Here is a 16,098-nt window from a genome sequence, read left to right on the forward strand (position 1 = left end):
CTTCCTTCTGGTGCGTGTTTGGCCTTCAGCGACCCCGCGCGTCCTGCCACAGGATCTTGTGAAGCTGAAGCTGAAAGCGGACCGGCAGCCGGTCGCGCACGATCCATTCGGCCAGCGCGGCCGGATCGAACCGACCTTCGACCGGAGACAGCAGCACCTCGCAGCGCCCGATCAGCGCATGCTCCGCGATGCAGGCTTTCGCCCATGCGTAATCGTCCGCGTCGGCGAGCACGAACTTGACCTCGTCGCCGGCGCGCAGCGCCCCAATGTTCTCGTACCGGTTGCGGCCGACCTCGCCCGAGCCGGGTGGCTTGAGGTCCATGACGCGCGATACGCGAGAATCGACCGCCGCGATGTCCAGCGCGCCACTGGTTTCGAGCGACACGGAATAGCCCGCATCACACAGCGCGGTCAGCAGTTCCAGGCAGGACTTCTGTGCGAGCGGCTCGCCTCCGGTGACGCAGACCTGCCGAATGCCATGGGTCGCGATCTCGGCAAGGATGTCGTCGAGGTCGCGCAGCCTGCCGCCATGAAAGGCGTACTCGGTGTCGCACCAGCTGCAGCGCAGCGGACAGCCGGTGAGCCGCACGAACACGGTCGGCAGGCCGGTGCGGGAAGATTCCCCCTGCACCGAGGCAAAAATCTCGGTGATCCGCAGCCTCGAACTGCGGTTGTCGGTCATCGTCATCAGGTCTGGGCGTTGCGCCTTACTGGGTGCCGAGTCGCTGTATCGCGACCTGTGCCGCCGAGCTGTCGGGATAGCGTTCGACTATGCGTCGCAGGGTCTCCTGCGAGGTACGCGCCTCCCCCATCAGTTGCAGGCTGTTGGCCAGGCCGAGCATCGCATCCGGGGCGATCGGGTCGTTCGGCCAGTTGGTGATGACAGTGTTGAAAAAGCTCCTGGCCGACACGATTTCCTGGGCCTGAAGGGCCGCGTTGCCCGCCCAGAAGTTGGCGCCCGGCAGCAAGTTGCTGCGGGGGTGTTCGGCGATGAACTTCTCGAATGCCGCCAGCGAATCGGCGTGCCTGCCTTCCTTCAGCAGATTCAGCGCCGCCTCATAGGCTGCCGATTCGGCGCCTGGGTCGGACGGCGCTGCGGCGGCACCGCCAGACCCCTCCGCGCCACCGGTGCCCTCGAGTCGCAGCAGGCGGTCGTCGAGATCGACATAGAAATCGCGCTGCCGCTGCTTCAGCGACTCGAGCTCGTGCATCAGCACTTCCATCTGGCCGCGCATCGTCGCGATCTCGGACCGCAGCATTTCGTTCTGATTGGACAGCTCCAGCTGCGCCCGACCGCTGGCCTCGAGACGAGCGTTCATCTCGACGATCTGCCGCCTGGCCTGATCGTCGCCGCCGAACAACTGGGCATGCGCGGTGGAAAACGTGGAGCTTGCGAGGAGCACAGCGATCGGGAGCAGTCTCTTCATCAGAATTCGCCCGTGTACAACATGTCGGCGCGGCGGTTCTCCGCGAAGCAGCTTTCGGTCTGCTCGGTGCAGCGCGGCTTCTCTTCGCCGAGGCTCACCGACTCGATCTGGTTCTCACGCGCACCGAGCAGCATCAAGGCCTGCTTCAGCGCCTCGGCGCGCTTCTGGCCGAGTGCGAGGTTGTACTCGCGGCTGCCGCGCTCGTCGGTGTTGCCCTGAACCAGCATGCGCATGTCGGGGTTCCTGGACAGGAAGTTGGCGTGCGCTTCGACCAGCGGCATGAACTCCGAGCGGATCACGAAGCTGTCGAAATCGAAATACACGCCTCGGCGCGACAGGATGCTGTTCGGGTCGGTCAGGGCCGCGATACCGGTTCCGGAGACGTCGCCTGCGGAGACGGTGGCGACGCCGGTCGAGCGGTCATCCACGCCGACCCCGGTTTGCTGCGGGCCTGCTTTTCCGCCGCAAGCGACCAGCAGGACTGAAAGGAGGGCCGGCAGGAGCAATTTCTTCATTTCGATTTCCATTACAGGTTGAGGTGTGTACCAAGGAGGATCGGGGTGTTCATTGTCTGGGCAGCGGGCCCCATGCCGGTTCGCGCACGTCCGCCGCCTGGATCGACAGTCGCTGCTTGATCCGTCCGTCGGACGAAACCGCGGCGAGCACGCCGCGACCACCGCTCTCGGACGCATACAGGATCATGCGGCCGTTCGGCGCGAAGCTCGGCGATTCGTCGCGCACCGAATCGGTCAGAACCATGCTTTGGCCCGACGCGAGGTCCATGATGGCGACCTGGAAGCGACCATCCCTGCGTGTGACGTAGGCGAGGCTTCTGCCGTCGGCCGAGACCCGCGGTGTGACGTTGTAATTGCCATCGAAGGTGACTCGCTGCGGCGTTCCGCCGTCGCGTCCGACACGATAGATCTGCGCGCTGCCGCCGCGGTCGGACGTGAAATACAGCCATTGCCCATCTGGCGACCAGGCCGGCTCGGTATCGATGCTGCTCGACGTCGTCAGCCGGCGGGCGCCCGACCCGTCGGCATTGAGGATGTAGATCTGGGACGGCCCGTCCCGGGTCAGTACTACCGCCAGTTGCCGACCGTCGGGTGACCATGCCGGGGCCGAGTTGGAGCCCCGGAAGTTCGCGACCACCTGGCGCTGACCGGTCGGCAGGTCGTGCACGTAGATCACCGGTTTCTTCGCCTCGAATGACACATAAGCAAGGCGCTGGCCGTCGGGCGCCCAGGCCGGCGAGATGATCGGCTCACGCGACACCAGCGCGGTCTGCGGATTCATGCCGTCGGCGTCGGCGATCTGCAGCTCGAAGCGTGGCCCGCTCTTGACGACATAGGCGATGCGGGTCGAGAAGTAACCCGGCAGGCCGGTGAGCTTCTCATACACGAAGTCCGCGATCCGATGTCCGGTGGTACGGTTCTGCGCCGGCGCGATGCGCATTGCCATCGCACCCAGTTCGATCTGCTTCTGCGTGTCGAACAGGCGCACCCGGATGTCGAAGCGGCCGTCGGGCAGCGGTACGACCGTACCGGTCAGGACCGCGTCGGCGCCGCGGCCGCGGATGCCGATCAGATCGGGCACCACGGCTTCGGGCAGGCTGGCGAGCCCGAGATTGACGATGCTGAACAGCCCGCTGCGCTCGAGATCGTCACGCACCACATCCGACACGCTGCGAGGGAGGGTGGATTCGTTCTCCAGAATAGGGATCGCGACCGGGAAGCGGGTCGCGCCCGCGCCGGTGATTTCGATCGACAACTGGGCGTGCGTGAACAGCGGAATCGCCAGCACGCAGGCCATGATGGCGATTCGAAAGCGGAAAAGCAGATATTTCATGGCCTTGTCGTGCCTTTTTGCGTTGGTCCGGGATTCTACTGGAGTCCTGCGGCGAGGTGTGTAAGCATTGGTCTGCATTGAATTTGAAGCGAAAGTGATGCAGTCCGTCTGTCGGCGTTCGGGCTGCACGGCGTTCAGCTCAGTCCCTGAGTGGCCGGAAAGTCAGTCGGAGTTCCCGCGGTGGCCGCTCCTGCGTCGTCGGCAGCGGCAGCGGGCTCGAGCGGTTGATCGCCCGTTCGATCGCCGCGTCGAGCGCAGCAATGCCGGACGAACTGAGCTGCCGCACGCTCGTGACCGTGCCGTCCGGTGCCTGTGTCACCAGGAACTCGGCGCTCGGATCACCCGAGACGCTGGGCGGCAGCACGATATTGCGCTTGATGTGCGCCTGGATGCGTGCATCGTAATCCCCGAGCGCCCCGCCCGGAACGGCGGTTCGTGCCTCCGCAACGCGTGCCGCGTCGTCGCGCATCAGCCGCTCGATCTGCGCGCGCTCGAGTTCCTGCGCCAGGCGTTGCGCCATATAGTCGTCGGGCGGCGTCTGGGCCGGCTTCGGTGGTTCCGGCTTTGGTTCCGGCTTTGGCTCTGGCTTTGGCTCCGGCTTTGGTGACTCCGGTGTGGGCGGTGGCGGTTTCGGAGGTTCCGGTTTCGGAGGTGGCGGCTTGGGCGGTTCGGTTTTGGGCGGCTCAGGCTTGGGCTCGGGCGCCTTGGTCGCGATGTCCGGCGCCGGTTTGGGCAGCTCAGGCTTCGCTGGCGCCGGTTTCGGTGGTTCCGGTTTGGGTTCGGGTTTCGGCGGCTCGGGCTTGGGCGGCTCCGGCGTCGGACGCGGGGCCGGTGCCGGCCTCGTCTCGGCCACCGGGGCGGTCGGCGCGGCGACCAGTTGGACCTCCATCGCGGCAGGCGGCCGGCTTTCCCAGCGCACGCCGACCAGCAGGAACACGATCAGACCGACGTGAACGAACACGGTCAGCCCCATCGACACCCATTTGCCGGGGGGCTCGCGGCGCTCGAAATTCGGGGAATCGTTCATCAGCTGCCGGTCTGGGTCTGCAGGCCGACCTTGTTGAAGCCGGCTTTGCGCATTTCATTCAGAGTATCCATCACGATCTGGTACTTCACTTCCTTGTCGGCTTCGATCACGATGGCCTGATCGGGATTGGCTTCTATGGCCTGTTTGAGCTCGCGCATCACCTCGAGTTCGGGCAGGTCGCGCGCCGGCGCGGACATGGTCTGCCGCAGTGCGAAGGAGCCGTCCGATCGGATCACGACGAACATCGCTTCGCTCGGCGGCTGCGGCACGCCGTCGACGGTGGGCAGATCGACGCTGCCGGTCTGGATCATCGGGGCGGTGACCATGAAGATCACCAGCAGCACCAGCATCACGTCGATGTAAGGCACGACGTTGATCTGGTTCATGAGACGGCGTTGACGCATGGTTGTGGCTCGTTCAGCGCAGGTGCCGCTGCAGGATATTGGAGAACTCCTCCATGAAGCTCTCGAAGCGGATACCGATCCGGTCGATGTCGTGCGTGAAGCGGTTGTATGCGACCACCGCCGGAATCGCGGCGAACAGTCCGATCGCGGTGGCGACCAGTGCTTCGGCGATGCCCGGTGCGACCTGTGCGAGCGACGCGGTCGTCACGTTGGCCAGGCCGCGAAACGCGTTCATGATGCCCCACACGGTACCGAGCAGCCCGATGTAGGGTGCGACCGAGCCGACCGTCGCGAGGAAGGCGAGGTGAGACTCCAGATCGTCCATCTCGCGTTGGTGGGTCGCCCGCATCGCGCGCCGGGCGCCATCGATGATCGCTGGATGGTCGTGGCTCTTGGCGCGCAGTTTGGTGAACTCGCGATAGCCGGATTCGAAGATCCGCTCGATCCCGCCGGCGTCCTCGCGCGCGGCGGCGGCCGACTGATACAGCGTGTTCAGATCGCCACCGCTCCAGAAGTCCCGCTCGAAGGTTCCGGTGCTGTCGCGTGCGGTGCGAATCTGAAACCATTTGCGGAAGATCCAGTACCAGGACACGACCGACAGCGCCGCGAGCAGCAGCATGACCAGCTGCACGAGCAGGCTCGCCTGCGTGATCAGGTAAAGGATGGACAGGTCTTGAGTGGTGGTCATGGCTGTGGAACGTGCTGAGTGAGAAGGGTGCGAAGTTCCGGCGGAATCGCGGTTGGACGTTGCCGCAGCGTGTCGACGCAGGCGATCGAGATCCTGGAGTCGAACAGAAGTTCCGCGCCGCGCAGCACTTTCTGATCGAACTCCAGGCTGGCCCCGCCGAGACGGGTGACCGTGCTGGCGATCAGCAGCGGGTCGTCGAGGCGGGCGGGGCGGATGAACGTCGCCTGAACCGACCGGACCACGAAACCGATGCCCTTTTCGGCCAGCAGCCGCCCCTGTTCGAAGCCAAGCGTTCTCAAGGCTTCGGTGCGGGCACGCTCGCAAAAACGCAGGTAGTTGGCGTAATAGACGACGCCCGCAGCGTCGGTGTCCTCGTAATAGACGCGCAGCTGGAGTTCGAAGGGGACTGCCAGCTTGGCCCGGGTCCGTTGGTCGGAATCGTTCATCCGCGTATTCTAGACGGGATCGTTGCGTGCGGCGCAGCATGCCACATCGGGTTTCAACCCGAATGGCGATCACGTATGCTGCGGCGGTGAGCACGGCCGATCCGAGCGGCGTCACATGCCGCACCGACCAGAGAGGACGTACAGCATGTCGATAGACTGGAAGACCTACGATCCATCGCCCTTCTACGATGAATTGATCGCATCGCCCGGCAAACCACGTTCGGGTGCACGCAAGCTCACCGACTACCTCGCGTCGCTCGACGATGACGAAATCCGTGCACGCAAGCGCGCCGCTGAACTCGCGATCGTCGAGATGGGGATCAGTTTCACCGTCTATAGCGAGGGCGAGAACATCGATCGGGCCTGGCCCTTCGACATCATCCCGCGCGTGATTCCGCGCAGCGAGTGGCAGGCGGTCGAGACGGGGTTGATCCAGCGCCTGACCGCGCTGAATCTGTTCATCGACGACATCTACAACGAGCAGCGCATCGTCCGGGACAAGGTCGTGCCCGAATACGTGTTCGCGAATTCCAAGAACTTCCGCGATCAGTGCAGGGGTTTCACGCCGCCGCTGGGCGTGTGGGCGCACATCTGCGGCTCGGATCTGGTGCGCGACAAGGATGGAACGATCTATGTGCTGGAGGACAACCTGCGGGTGCCGTCCGGCGTGTCCTACATGCTCGAGAACCGCCAGGTGACCAAGCGCGTGTTCCCTGAACTGTTCGAGAGCTCCAGCATCCTGCCGGTCGACGAATACACGACCCAGCTGTTCGACATGCTCGCGTCGATCTCTCCGCGCCCGCAGGATTATCCGCAGATCGCGGTGCTGACGCCGGGCATCTTCAACTCGGCCTACTTCGAGCACTCCTTTCTCGCGCAGCGCATGGGTGCGCAACTGGTCGAAGGCGCGGACCTGGTCGTCGACGACGATGACTGCGTGTATATGCGCACCATCGACGGCCTGGAGCGGGTCGATGTGATCTACCGCCGCATCGACGACGAGTTCATGGACCCGGACGCCTTCCGAGCGGATTCGATGCTCGGCGTGCCCGGCCTGATGCGCGCCTGGCGCAAAGGCAAGGTCGGCATCGCGAATGCGCCCGGTTCGGGGGTGGCCGACGACAAGGTGATCTACACCTTCGTGCCGGCCATGATCAAGTACTACCTGGACGAGGATCCGGTCATCCCGAACGTGCCGACCTGGATGTGCGTGGAGAAGAAGAACCGCGACTACGTCATCGAGCACCTCGAGGAACTGGTGGTCAAGCCGGCGAACGAGTCGGGCGGCTACGGCATGCTGGTCGGCCCGCACTCGACCAAGAAGCAGCGCACCGAGTTCGCGCAGCTGATTCGCAAGGATCCGCGCAACTACATCGCGCAGCCGACGCTGAGTCTGTCGGTTGCCCCCACGCTGTGCGAGGATGGCCTGGAGCCGCGCCATCTCGATCTGCGGCCCTTCGTGCTGCAGGGCGTGCGCACCGACGTGACCGCCGGCGGACTGACCCGGGTCGCGATGCGCAAGGGTTCGCTGGTGGTCAACTCATCCCAGGGTGGTGGCAGCAAGGACACCTGGATCGTCGACGAGGAGAGCTGACATGCTATCGAGAGTCGCAGAGCGTGTGTATTGGATGGCGCGCTATATCGAGCGGGCGGAAAATACCGCGCGAATGATGATGGCCTTCCACAACCTGGCGCTGGACATGCCCCGCTCGGTTCAGCTTTCGTGGAAGGGGCTGGTGGCGGTGACCGGCAACGACCACATCTTCGACGAGCACTATCAGCGCGAGGACGACCGCAACTGTGTCAAGTTCCTGGTTGCGGATACCTACAACCCGAGTTCGGTCTTCAGTTCGCTGCGTGGCGCTCGCGAGAACGTGCGCACCACGCGCGACCTGGTGCCGACCGACGGCTGGGAGGTGGTAAACGAGCTCTACCTGTTCGCGCGCGACCATCTGGAAAGCGGGCTGACCAAGCGCGGGCGCTACGCTTTTCTGTCCGAGATCGTGCGCCGCTGCCAGACGCTGACCGGCTTGCTCGCCGGGAGCATGAGCCACGACCCCGCCTACGACTTCATCCGGCTCGGCCGCAATCTGGAGCGCGGCGACATGGCGACCCGGCAGATCGACGTCGGTGCGATCCGCCTGCTGACGCGTCGCGACGACCCGGAACCTTACGAAGGCCTGTTGTGGACCAGCGTGCTGCGCTCGCAGAGCGGTTTCCAGATGTACCGTCAGCACGTCAAGCGCCGCATCAACGGACCGGACGTGGTGCGCTTTCTGCTGCAGGACGTCCCGTTCCCGCGTTCGGTCGCGCATGCGCTGACCCAGTCCGAGAGCGCGCTCGACTGCCTGCCGCACAACGAGCGTCCGCTGCGGATCGCGATGCAGGCCCGGCGCCATGTGCTCGATGCGGACGTCGACGCGCTGATCGCAGGCGACGGGCTACACGAATTCATGGACAGGCTCCAGCTCGAGATCGCCGAACTGCACGAGGCGATCGTCGAATGCTGGTTTCCGGCCGCGTACGACGCTTGAGCGGCAAGGCGCGGGTGCAAAATGCTATCCTTGCGCTGGTTATGGATCGGTAGGATCTTTGGCGAACTCTCGGGTACATATCGGCGTGGCTGGTCTATTTGGCAACAAGTCTCCTGCGGGTAAACCGGGTGCGCGGGACGGCGCCCGCAAGGATGCGCCCCCGCGTCGTGGGCAGGCAGCCGAGCCTGGCGGCGAATTGTCCCGCATCGATTTCTCCACCGGCGAATTCTCGCTGGCGCTGGCCGATTGCGCGGACCTGGTCGAAGTCCAGGAGGTCGGTACAGGCCTTGGTGCGATATTCGAGGAAGTCGCGATCCTCTACGCGAACGGCAATGCGCGCGAAGCCGAAGCCCTGCTCAATGCGGTGCTGGCGGATGAATCCGCCGCAGCAGGGGAAGGGCTGTGGATGATGCTGCTCGATCTGTACCAGCTGACCGGGCAGCGCGAGCGCTTCGAGTCGCGTGTGCTCGACTACGCGACCCGTTTCGAGCGCTCCCCGCCGCCGTGGGTGGATCTGTCGGCGAGTCCGCCGAGGCGCAAGTCCGACGTGGTGCCGCTGATCAATCTGACCGGCAACCTGAACGGTCAGGCCGAAGCGCAATTCAAGCAGATGCTGGTGATCGGGCAGAAGAGCGGGGCGATCAGGATAGACCTGAAGCGCCTGCGCACGGTCGATGAAACCGGCTGCTGCCTGCTGCTGGACGTGGTCGCCGGACTCGCGCGGGAGCGCGCCAGACTGTACCTGCTCAACTGCGAGGGGCTGATCACGCTGGTCGAGAGCCAGATCGAGGTCGGTGTCGCACAGCGCAGGCCGTTCTGGTTGCTGATGCTGGAGCTCCTCCAGCATACTGGCGCGCACGAGCGTTTCGAGCAGTTGGCGCTCGATTATGCGATCACCTTCGAGGAGTCGCCGCCGTCCTGGGAAGACAAACCCCGGCCCACTGCGGCGATTGCCGCAACCAACCAGACCAGCGTGCGTTCGGACGACTGTTGCCTGGAGGGGGAACTGGTCGGCGCGGGCAACGAGAGCATCCGGCGGCTCGCCGCACTGGGGGCCGAACGGCAGTCGATCGAGATCGACTGCGGCCAGTTGCGGCGCATGGATTTCGTGTGTGCAGGCACCCTCTTCAACATCGTGTCCTCCCTGTGTGCACAGGGGAAGCGGGTGAGCCTGATCAATGTCAATGCGATGGTCGGCGCGCTGTTGCGCGTGATGAGTGTCGATCAGGTGGCGCAGGTCAGCCTGCGCCGCTGAGTCGGACCGGCCTGAATCGAATCAATCGAGGAACAATCATGGAGCAATATCGCGGCACCACCATCCTGTCGGTGCGCCGGGGCCGGCACGTCGCGCTCGGTGGCGACGGTCAGGTCACGCTGGGCAATATCGTGATCAAGGCGACCGCGCGCAAGGTGCGCACGCTGTATCAGGGCAGGATACTCGCCGGTTTTGCGGGCGGCACCGCCGACGCCTTCACTCTGTTCGAGCGGTTCGAGGGCAAACTCGACAAGCATCAGGGAAATCTGCTGCGCAGCGCGGTGGAACTGGCCAAGGACTGGCGCACCGATCGCATGCTGCGCCGACTCGAGGCGATGCTGGCGGTCGCCGACGGCGAGCACTCGCTGGTCATCACCGGCAATGGCGACGTGCTCGAACCCGAGCAGGGCATCGTCGCGATCGGCAGCGGTGGCGCGTATGCGCAGTCGGCGGCGCGCGCGCTGCTCGAGAACACCGAACTGTCGCCCGAGGACATCGTGAAGAAGTCGCTTCAGATCGCCGGCGACCTTTGCATCTACACCAACCAGAGCCATGTGATCGAGGTACTTCAAGCGTGACCCAGATGACCCCCCCGGAGATCGTCTCCGAACTCGACAAGCACATCGTCGGACAGGACAAGGCCAAGCGCGCGGTCGCGATCGCGCTGCGCAACCGCTGGCGTCGCGCCCAGGTGGACGAGCCACTTCGCAGCGAGATCACGCCCAAGAACATCCTGATGATCGGTCCGACCGGTGTCGGCAAGACTGAGATCGCGCGTCGGCTGGCCCGCCTCGCGAACGCCCCGTTCATCAAGGTCGAGGCGACCAAGTTCACCGAAGTGGGCTACGTCGGCCGCGACGTCGAGACCATCATCCGCGACCTGGCCGAGACTGCGATCAAGGACATGCGCGAGCAGGCCATGCGCAGCGTACGCGATCGCGCACTGGACGCGGCCGAGGACCGCGTGCTGGACGCGCTGCTGCCCCCGGCGCGTGCGGTCGGTCTCGATGCCGAGCCCGCAGCGCAGGATTCGAGCACCCGTCAGAAATTCCGCAAGAAGCTGCGCGAGGGGGAACTCGACGACAAGGAGATCGAGATCGAGGTCGCCGCGCATGCGATGACCGCCGAGATCTTCGCGCCGCCCGGCATGGAGGAACTCACGCAGCAGATTCAGGGCATGTTCCAGAATCTGGGCGGTGGCAAGAAGAAGCAGCGCAAGATGAAGATCAGTGACGCGATCAAGGCGCTCGCCGACGAGGAAGCCGCGCGCATGATCAACGACGAGGAGATCAAGGCCGAGGCGGTGCGTTCGGTCGAACAGAACGGCATCGTGTTCCTCGACGAGGTGGACAAGATCGCGGCGCGCTCCGACGTGCATGGCGCGGACGTGTCGCGCCAGGGCGTGCAGCGTGACCTTCTGCCGCTGGTCGAAGGGACGACCGTGTCCACCAAGTACGGCATGATCAAGACCGACCACATCCTGTTCATCGCGAGCGGTGCCTTCCACCTGTCCAAACCGAGCGATCTGATTCCGGAACTGCAGGGGCGCTTTCCGATCCGGGTCGAACTGGAGAGCCTGTCGGTGGAGGATTTCGAGCGCATCCTGACCAAGACCGACGCCTGCCTGACCCGTCAGTACGAGGCGCTGCTGGCGACCGACGGCGTGACGCTGGGCTTCACCGACGAAGGGATCCGGCGGCTCGCCGAGATCGCGTATCACGTCAACGAGAAAACCGAGAACATCGGCGCGCGCCGGCTGTACACGGTGATGGAGAAGCTGCTCGAGGAAGTGTCCTTCGACGCGGGCAAGGCCGGCTTCGACCGGGTCAATGTCGACGCGACCTATGTCGACTCCCGTCTGGAAGTGCTGTCCCAACGCGAGGACCTGGCCCGCTACGTGCTCTGAGCGGGAGCGGGGGCCGGGAAGCGGCCTCCGTTCTGGTCAGGACGAACCCTTCCCGATGCTGATCCGAATCGTTGCCATCCTGTTTCCGATGTTCGCGATCGCGGCGCTGGGTTACTGGATCGGCCGGCGCCTGAAGCCGGACATGGCGCATGCGAACAAGCTCAACATGGACGTCTTCCTGCCGGCGTTGATCTTCGCCGCGCTGGTCAATCGCGACATGCGGGTGACCGACTACTTCGTGCTGTCGCAGGCGACGCTGATCATCGTTATCGCGACCGGCCTGGCCGGCTGGGGGCTGGCGCATCTGAGCCGGATTCCGGCGCGCACGCTGGTGCCCCCGATGATGTTTCCGAACACCGGCAACCTCGCGCTGCCGCTGGCGGTGCTGGCATTCGGCGAAAGCGCGCTGGCACCGGCGGTGGTGATCTTCATGACTATGAACCTGGTGCACTTCACCTTCGGCGCGTGGTTGCTGGACCATCGGGTCCGCTTGTGGACGGTGTGGAAGATTCCGTCGGTGCTGGCGACCCTGCTCGGCCTCGCGGTCGCGTTCGCCGGCATCGACATCTGGCCGCCCCTGCTGACTGCGATCCGCATGGTCGGCGACATCTCGGTGCCGCTGATGCTGTTCGCGCTGGGTGTGCGGCTGAACGACTCGCGCATCACGTCGGTCGGCAAGGGCATGTTCGTCGGGATCGCCCGACCGATGGTCGGGATGGCAATTTCGTGGAGCGTGCTGCTGATGTTCGATCTGCCGCCGGAACAGCATGCGCTGGTGTTCGTGTTCGGCGCGCTGCCTCCGGCCGTGCTCAACTACATGTTTGCGGAACGCTATCATCAGGACCCGGAGACGGTCGCGTCGATGGTACTGATCGGCAATCTGCTCGCGCCGATCTTCCTGATGGTCGCGCTCGCGATCGTGCTGCCCTGAATGGTCCGAGGTTACCCCCGGTGAAACGCTTCATGCACTGCCTCAACCTGGTAGAGGCCCATCATTGCGCCAACCTGCTGCGTTCGGCCGGCATCCATGCGGAGGTGCGCAACACCTTTCTGGCCGGCGCGGTCGGCGACATTCCGTTTATCGAGGCCGGCCCGCAGATCTGGATCGACGATCGCCAGGACGAGACGATCGCGCGCACCATCCTGACCGAATCGGAACAGGCACCGCGCGCCGCGTCGTGGCGCTGCGAGCGCTGCGGTGAAACCATGGAGGGCCAGTTTGCGCAGTGCTGGAACTGCGGCGCGCTGAAGCCGTTCGAGCATGACAGCTGATGGCCGACTCACGGTGCGATGTGGGATCGACCTCGTATGACGGCGCGCGTCGATCCACACGCGCGCGTCACCACGCGTTTTCGACCGCGAACTGGCCCGGTTCTTCGCGCCGTGCCAGCGCGAAGCCCATGTCCTTGAGCTGCTTGCGGGTGTCGCGCACCATCTCCGGGTTGCCGCAGATCATGATTCTCGAATCCTTGCGGTTCAGCGGCAGTCCGGCGCGACGCTCGAGTTCCCCGGAAGCGAGCAGCGCCGGGATGCGGTGGCCGAGCGCGGCCGGATGCGGTTCGCGCGTGACCACCGGCACATAGATCAACCGGTCGGCGTGCGCCCCGATCAGCGGGTGCTCGTTCAGCCGGGCGAGCGCGTCGCGGTAGGTCAGTTCGGCGGCGGTGCGCACGCTGTGGACCAGCACGATGTGTCGATAGTCGCTCCAGGTCGAGGGATCCTGAAGAATGGACAGGAAGGGCGCGAGGCCGGTACCGGTCGCGAGCAGCCACAGGTTCTGGCCCGGACGGAAGCGATCGATGGTCAGAAAGCCGAAGCTGGTCTTGCCGATCAGGATCTGGTCGCCGACCGAGCATTGCGCCAGCCGGGTCGTGAATTCACCGTCCGACACTACGATGGAAAAGAACTCGAGGAAATCGTCATACGGGGCCGACACCATCGAGTAGGCGCGCCACACCGTTTCGCCGTCCCTGGTTTGCAGGCCCAGCCGTGCGAACTGACCCGGAACGAAGCGAAAGCCGGGATGGCGGGTGGTACGGAACGACAACAGGCCCGGCGTCCAGGTGTGGATGCGGGTGATCGTCTCGCGCGTGAATTTGTCGTCAGGGGTGCTCATGCTGTCCTCCGCTGTGGTCGGGATCCTTTAGTTGACTAAATTAGTCGGATAAAAGTTCGCACCACGACGCGTGCCGCTCCGCCCCGGTCCCGTCGGTCAGGGCTGGTCGGGGACCTTGTCGCCTTTCGGGGGCGTGGTCATTCTGTCGACCAGCGAACCGATCAGCTCGACCGGTACCGGGAAGACGATGGTCGAACTCTTGTCGCCGGCGACCTGCGTCAGCGTCTGCAGATAGCGCAGCTGCATCGCGGCGGGCTGGCGCGACAGCATTTCGGCCGCTTCCATCAGCGATTCGGCGGCCTGCTTCTCGCCTTCGGCATGGATGACCTTCGCACGCCGCTCGCGCTCGGCTTCGGCCTGGCGCGCGATCGCCCGGATCATGTTCTCGTTGAGATCGATATGCTTGATCTCGACGTTGGTGACCTTGATGCCCCAGGCATCAGTCTGTGCATCCAGGATCTGCTGCACGTCCAGATTCAGCTTCTCGCGCTCGGCCAGCATCTCGTCGAGTTCGTGCTTGCCGAGCACCGCCCGCAGCGTGGTCTGCGCGAGCTGGCTGGTCGCATTGAAGTAGTCCTCTACCTGGATGATCGCCCTTTCCGGGTCCACGACGCGGAAGTAGACGACTGCATTGACCTTGACCGACACGTTGTCGCGCGAGATCACGTCCTGGCTGGGCACGTCCATCGTCACGACGCGCAGATCCACCCGTACCATCTGCTGCACGCCCGGGATCACCAGGATGAGGCCGGGCCCCTTGACCTTCCAGAAGCGGCCGAGCATGAAGATCACGCCGCGTTCGTATTCGCGCAGGATCCGGATCGCGCTGATCAGCAGCGCGACCAGGACGATCACCACTGTACCGAGACCGAGGTTGAAGTCGAAAATCATGTCGCACTCCCTGTAGCGATGTCATGGTCGATTGCCGCGGCTTCCACCTTCAATACCAGGCCGTCGATCGCGACGACCCGGATCCGGTCGCCGGGCGCAAGTGGGGTGGCGCTTTCCACCTGCCAGCTCTCGCCGTGCAGGTGCGCATAGGTACCACCGGCGTCGGTCGACGTCACGGTGCCGATCTTGCCGATCAGATCCTCGCGCCCGCTGACCACGCGCCGATTGCGCGCCCGCACCGCGAAGCCGCCGATCGCGAGCAGCAGCCCGGCGCTGACGATGGCCAGTCCGATCAGGAAGGGCAGCGGAATGCCGAAACCGGGAATGTCGCCATCGATCAGGAACAGGCCGCCGATGACGAACGCGATCACGCCACCGATGCCGAGCACGCCGAAACTGGGCAGAAAGGCCTCGGCCAGCATCAGCACCGCACCTACCGCCATCAGCGCGACGCCGGCCCAGTTTACCGGCAACAACTGGAACGCGTACATCGCGATCAGGATGCAGATCAGGCCGGCCACCCCCGGCACGCCGAAACCCGGGCTGGTGAACTCGAAGAACAGCCCGTAGATGCCGATCATCATCATGATCAGCGCGATCTGCGGATTCGATATCACCGCCAGGAACTGGTTGCGCCAGTTCGGCGCGACATGGTCGACGAACGCGTTGGCGGTCGCGAGCGTCACCGTCGCGCCCGTGTCGAGCCTGACCTCCCGCCCGTCGAGCTGGCTCAGCAGGTCGCGCAGGTCGGCGGCCAGTATTTCGATGACGCCGGCTTCCAGTGCCTCGGTCGCCGACAGGCTGGCCGCCTCGCGCACCGCACGTTCGGCGAAGTCCGCATCGCGGCCGCGCAACTGCGCGAGGCCGCGGATATAGGCTGCGGCATCGTTGGTGGCCTTGTCCATCAGCGTACTGCCGGTGCTGGCGCCGCTGCCGCGCTGCCGCGACGATGTGGCATCCGGGTCGGTCTTCCCGCTCGCGTCGGCGTCGTCCGTGGCACCGTCGGTGCGTTCCGGCGCATCGTCGCGGTCCCCTCCGCGGTCTCCCCGCGAAGGCGAGCCCCCGGTGCCGGGCGGGCCGCCGATCGCGACCGGGGACGCCGCCCCCAGGTTGGTGGCCGGCGCCATCGCGGCGACATGGCTCGCATACAGGATGAAGGTGCCGGCGCTCGCGGCCCGTGCGCCCTCCGGACTCACATAGGTGACGACGGGGATCGTGGAGGCGAGGATGTCCTTGATGATGGCGCGCATCGACGTGTCCAGCCCGCCGGGCGTGTCCATCTCGATCACGACCGCGCCGGCATTGCGCTCCACCGCGAGCGCCAGGCCCCGTTTGATGAAGTCGGCACTGGCCGGGCCGATCGCACCATCGACCCGCAGCACCAGCACGCTGCCGCTGCGCGGCGTGTCGGTCGCGACCGCCAGACCGAGCAGCGCGAGTCCGCCGAGCAGCAGCAGTAAGGCAAACAGGCGTCGCAGGTTCGCGGGCATCGCAGAATCCTCGTCGTCAATCGTCGGTTGCATGTATGAGTGTAGTCCAGTCTGCTTGTTCCCGTC

General features: G+C 65.0%; 18 protein-coding genes. 7 read left to right on the forward strand and 11 right to left on the reverse strand.

From position 1 onward, the window contains the following. Positions 1 to 25: 25 nt before the first annotated feature. The 8 genes from queE to ybgC form a co-directional block, all read right to left on the reverse strand. Positions 26 to 688, reverse strand: a complete 663-nt coding sequence (gene queE / locus ACKVEX_RS10085; RefSeq protein WP_473215596.1) for a 7-carboxy-7-deazaguanine synthase QueE — start codon at positions 686 to 688, stop codon at positions 26 to 28. Positions 689 to 707: 19 nt separating this feature from the next. Beyond that, the gene (gene ybgF, locus ACKVEX_RS10090) at positions 708 to 1,427 is read right to left on the reverse strand and encodes a tol-pal system protein YbgF (RefSeq protein ID WP_473215597.1); all 720 of its coding nucleotides are present in this window, start codon (positions 1,425 to 1,427) and stop codon (positions 708 to 710) included. Next, on the reverse strand, positions 1,427 to 1,942 hold the full coding sequence (pal, locus tag ACKVEX_RS10095) for a peptidoglycan-associated lipoprotein Pal (RefSeq protein ID WP_473215598.1): 516 nt from the start codon (positions 1,940 to 1,942) through the stop codon (positions 1,427 to 1,429). The genes ybgF and pal overlap by 1 nt, the downstream gene beginning before the upstream one ends. Before the next feature lie 49 nt (positions 1,943 to 1,991). Beyond that, positions 1,992 to 3,275, reverse strand: a complete 1,284-nt coding sequence (tolB, locus tag ACKVEX_RS10100; RefSeq protein WP_473215599.1) for a Tol-Pal system beta propeller repeat protein TolB — start codon at positions 3,273 to 3,275, stop codon at positions 1,992 to 1,994. Between the two features lie 139 nt (positions 3,276 to 3,414). Continuing rightward, positions 3,415 to 4,302, reverse strand: coding sequence for an energy transducer TonB (locus ACKVEX_RS10105; RefSeq protein WP_473215600.1), 888 nt, complete (start codon positions 4,300 to 4,302; stop codon positions 3,415 to 3,417). Then, complete coding sequence (gene tolR / locus ACKVEX_RS10110; protein WP_473215601.1) at positions 4,302 to 4,706, reverse strand: protein TolR; 405 nt, start codon at positions 4,704 to 4,706, stop codon at positions 4,302 to 4,304. Before tolR ends, ACKVEX_RS10105 begins: the two co-directional genes overlap by 1 nt. Before the next feature lie 13 nt (positions 4,707 to 4,719). Further along, positions 4,720 to 5,394 (reverse strand): protein TolQ, encoded by a 675-nt coding sequence (gene tolQ / locus ACKVEX_RS10115; protein WP_473215602.1) that lies wholly within the window; start codon positions 5,392 to 5,394, stop codon positions 4,720 to 4,722. Then, the gene (gene ybgC, locus ACKVEX_RS10120; protein WP_473215603.1) at positions 5,391 to 5,840 is read right to left on the reverse strand and encodes a tol-pal system-associated acyl-CoA thioesterase; all 450 of its coding nucleotides are present in this window, start codon (positions 5,838 to 5,840) and stop codon (positions 5,391 to 5,393) included. Before ybgC ends, tolQ begins: the two co-directional genes overlap by 4 nt. Before the next feature lie 145 nt (positions 5,841 to 5,985). Between ybgC and ACKVEX_RS10125 the strand changes: the two genes are divergently transcribed. From ACKVEX_RS10125 to ACKVEX_RS10155, 7 genes are all read left to right on the forward strand, one after another. Next, on the forward strand, positions 5,986 to 7,434 hold the full coding sequence (locus ACKVEX_RS10125) for a circularly permuted type 2 ATP-grasp protein (RefSeq protein ID WP_473215604.1): 1,449 nt from the start codon (positions 5,986 to 5,988) through the stop codon (positions 7,432 to 7,434). Position 7,435: 1 nt separating this feature from the next. After that, the gene (locus tag ACKVEX_RS10130; protein WP_473215605.1) at positions 7,436 to 8,374 is read left to right on the forward strand and encodes an alpha-E domain-containing protein; all 939 of its coding nucleotides are present in this window, start codon (positions 7,436 to 7,438) and stop codon (positions 8,372 to 8,374) included. 85 nt (positions 8,375 to 8,459) lie between these two features. Continuing rightward, positions 8,460 to 9,629, forward strand: coding sequence for an STAS domain-containing protein (locus ACKVEX_RS10135; protein ID WP_473215606.1), 1,170 nt, complete (start codon positions 8,460 to 8,462; stop codon positions 9,627 to 9,629). Positions 9,630 to 9,667: 38 nt separating this feature from the next. Then, entirely contained in the window at positions 9,668 to 10,207 is a 540-nt protein-coding gene (hslV, locus tag ACKVEX_RS10140) for an ATP-dependent protease subunit HslV (RefSeq protein ID WP_473215607.1), read from the forward strand. Next, complete coding sequence (gene hslU / locus ACKVEX_RS10145; RefSeq protein WP_473215608.1) at positions 10,204 to 11,535, forward strand: ATP-dependent protease ATPase subunit HslU; 1,332 nt, start codon at positions 10,204 to 10,206, stop codon at positions 11,533 to 11,535. Before hslV ends, hslU begins: the two co-directional genes overlap by 4 nt. Positions 11,536 to 11,590: 55 nt before the next feature. Continuing rightward, entirely contained in the window at positions 11,591 to 12,466 is an 876-nt protein-coding gene (locus ACKVEX_RS10150; protein ID WP_473215609.1) for an AEC family transporter, read from the forward strand. A 20-nt stretch (positions 12,467 to 12,486) separates the two neighbouring features. Next, entirely contained in the window at positions 12,487 to 12,807 is a 321-nt protein-coding gene (locus tag ACKVEX_RS10155; protein WP_473215610.1) for a putative signal transducing protein, read from the forward strand. A 67-nt stretch (positions 12,808 to 12,874) separates the two neighbouring features. On the opposite strand, the gene ACKVEX_RS10160 is transcribed toward ACKVEX_RS10155, so the two are convergent. From ACKVEX_RS10160 to ACKVEX_RS10170, 3 genes are all read right to left on the reverse strand, one after another. Next, positions 12,875 to 13,651 carry a ferredoxin--NADP reductase gene (locus tag ACKVEX_RS10160; RefSeq protein WP_473215611.1) on the reverse strand — a complete coding sequence of 259 codons (777 nt, stop codon included), beginning with the start codon at positions 13,649 to 13,651 and terminating at the stop codon, positions 12,875 to 12,877. Between the two features lie 96 nt (positions 13,652 to 13,747). Beyond that, positions 13,748 to 14,542, reverse strand: a complete 795-nt coding sequence (locus ACKVEX_RS10165; protein ID WP_473215612.1) for a slipin family protein — start codon at positions 14,540 to 14,542, stop codon at positions 13,748 to 13,750. Then, the gene (locus ACKVEX_RS10170; protein WP_473215613.1) at positions 14,539 to 16,032 is read right to left on the reverse strand and encodes an NfeD family protein; all 1,494 of its coding nucleotides are present in this window, start codon (positions 16,030 to 16,032) and stop codon (positions 14,539 to 14,541) included. The genes ACKVEX_RS10165 and ACKVEX_RS10170 overlap by 4 nt, the downstream gene beginning before the upstream one ends. Positions 16,033 to 16,098 lie beyond the last annotated feature (66 nt).

The sequence above is a fragment of the Denitraticella aggregata genome, from assembly GCF_048158365.1.
In the GTDB taxonomy this organism is placed as follows: Bacteria; Pseudomonadota; Gammaproteobacteria; order Burkholderiales; family Rhodocyclaceae; genus Azoarcus_F.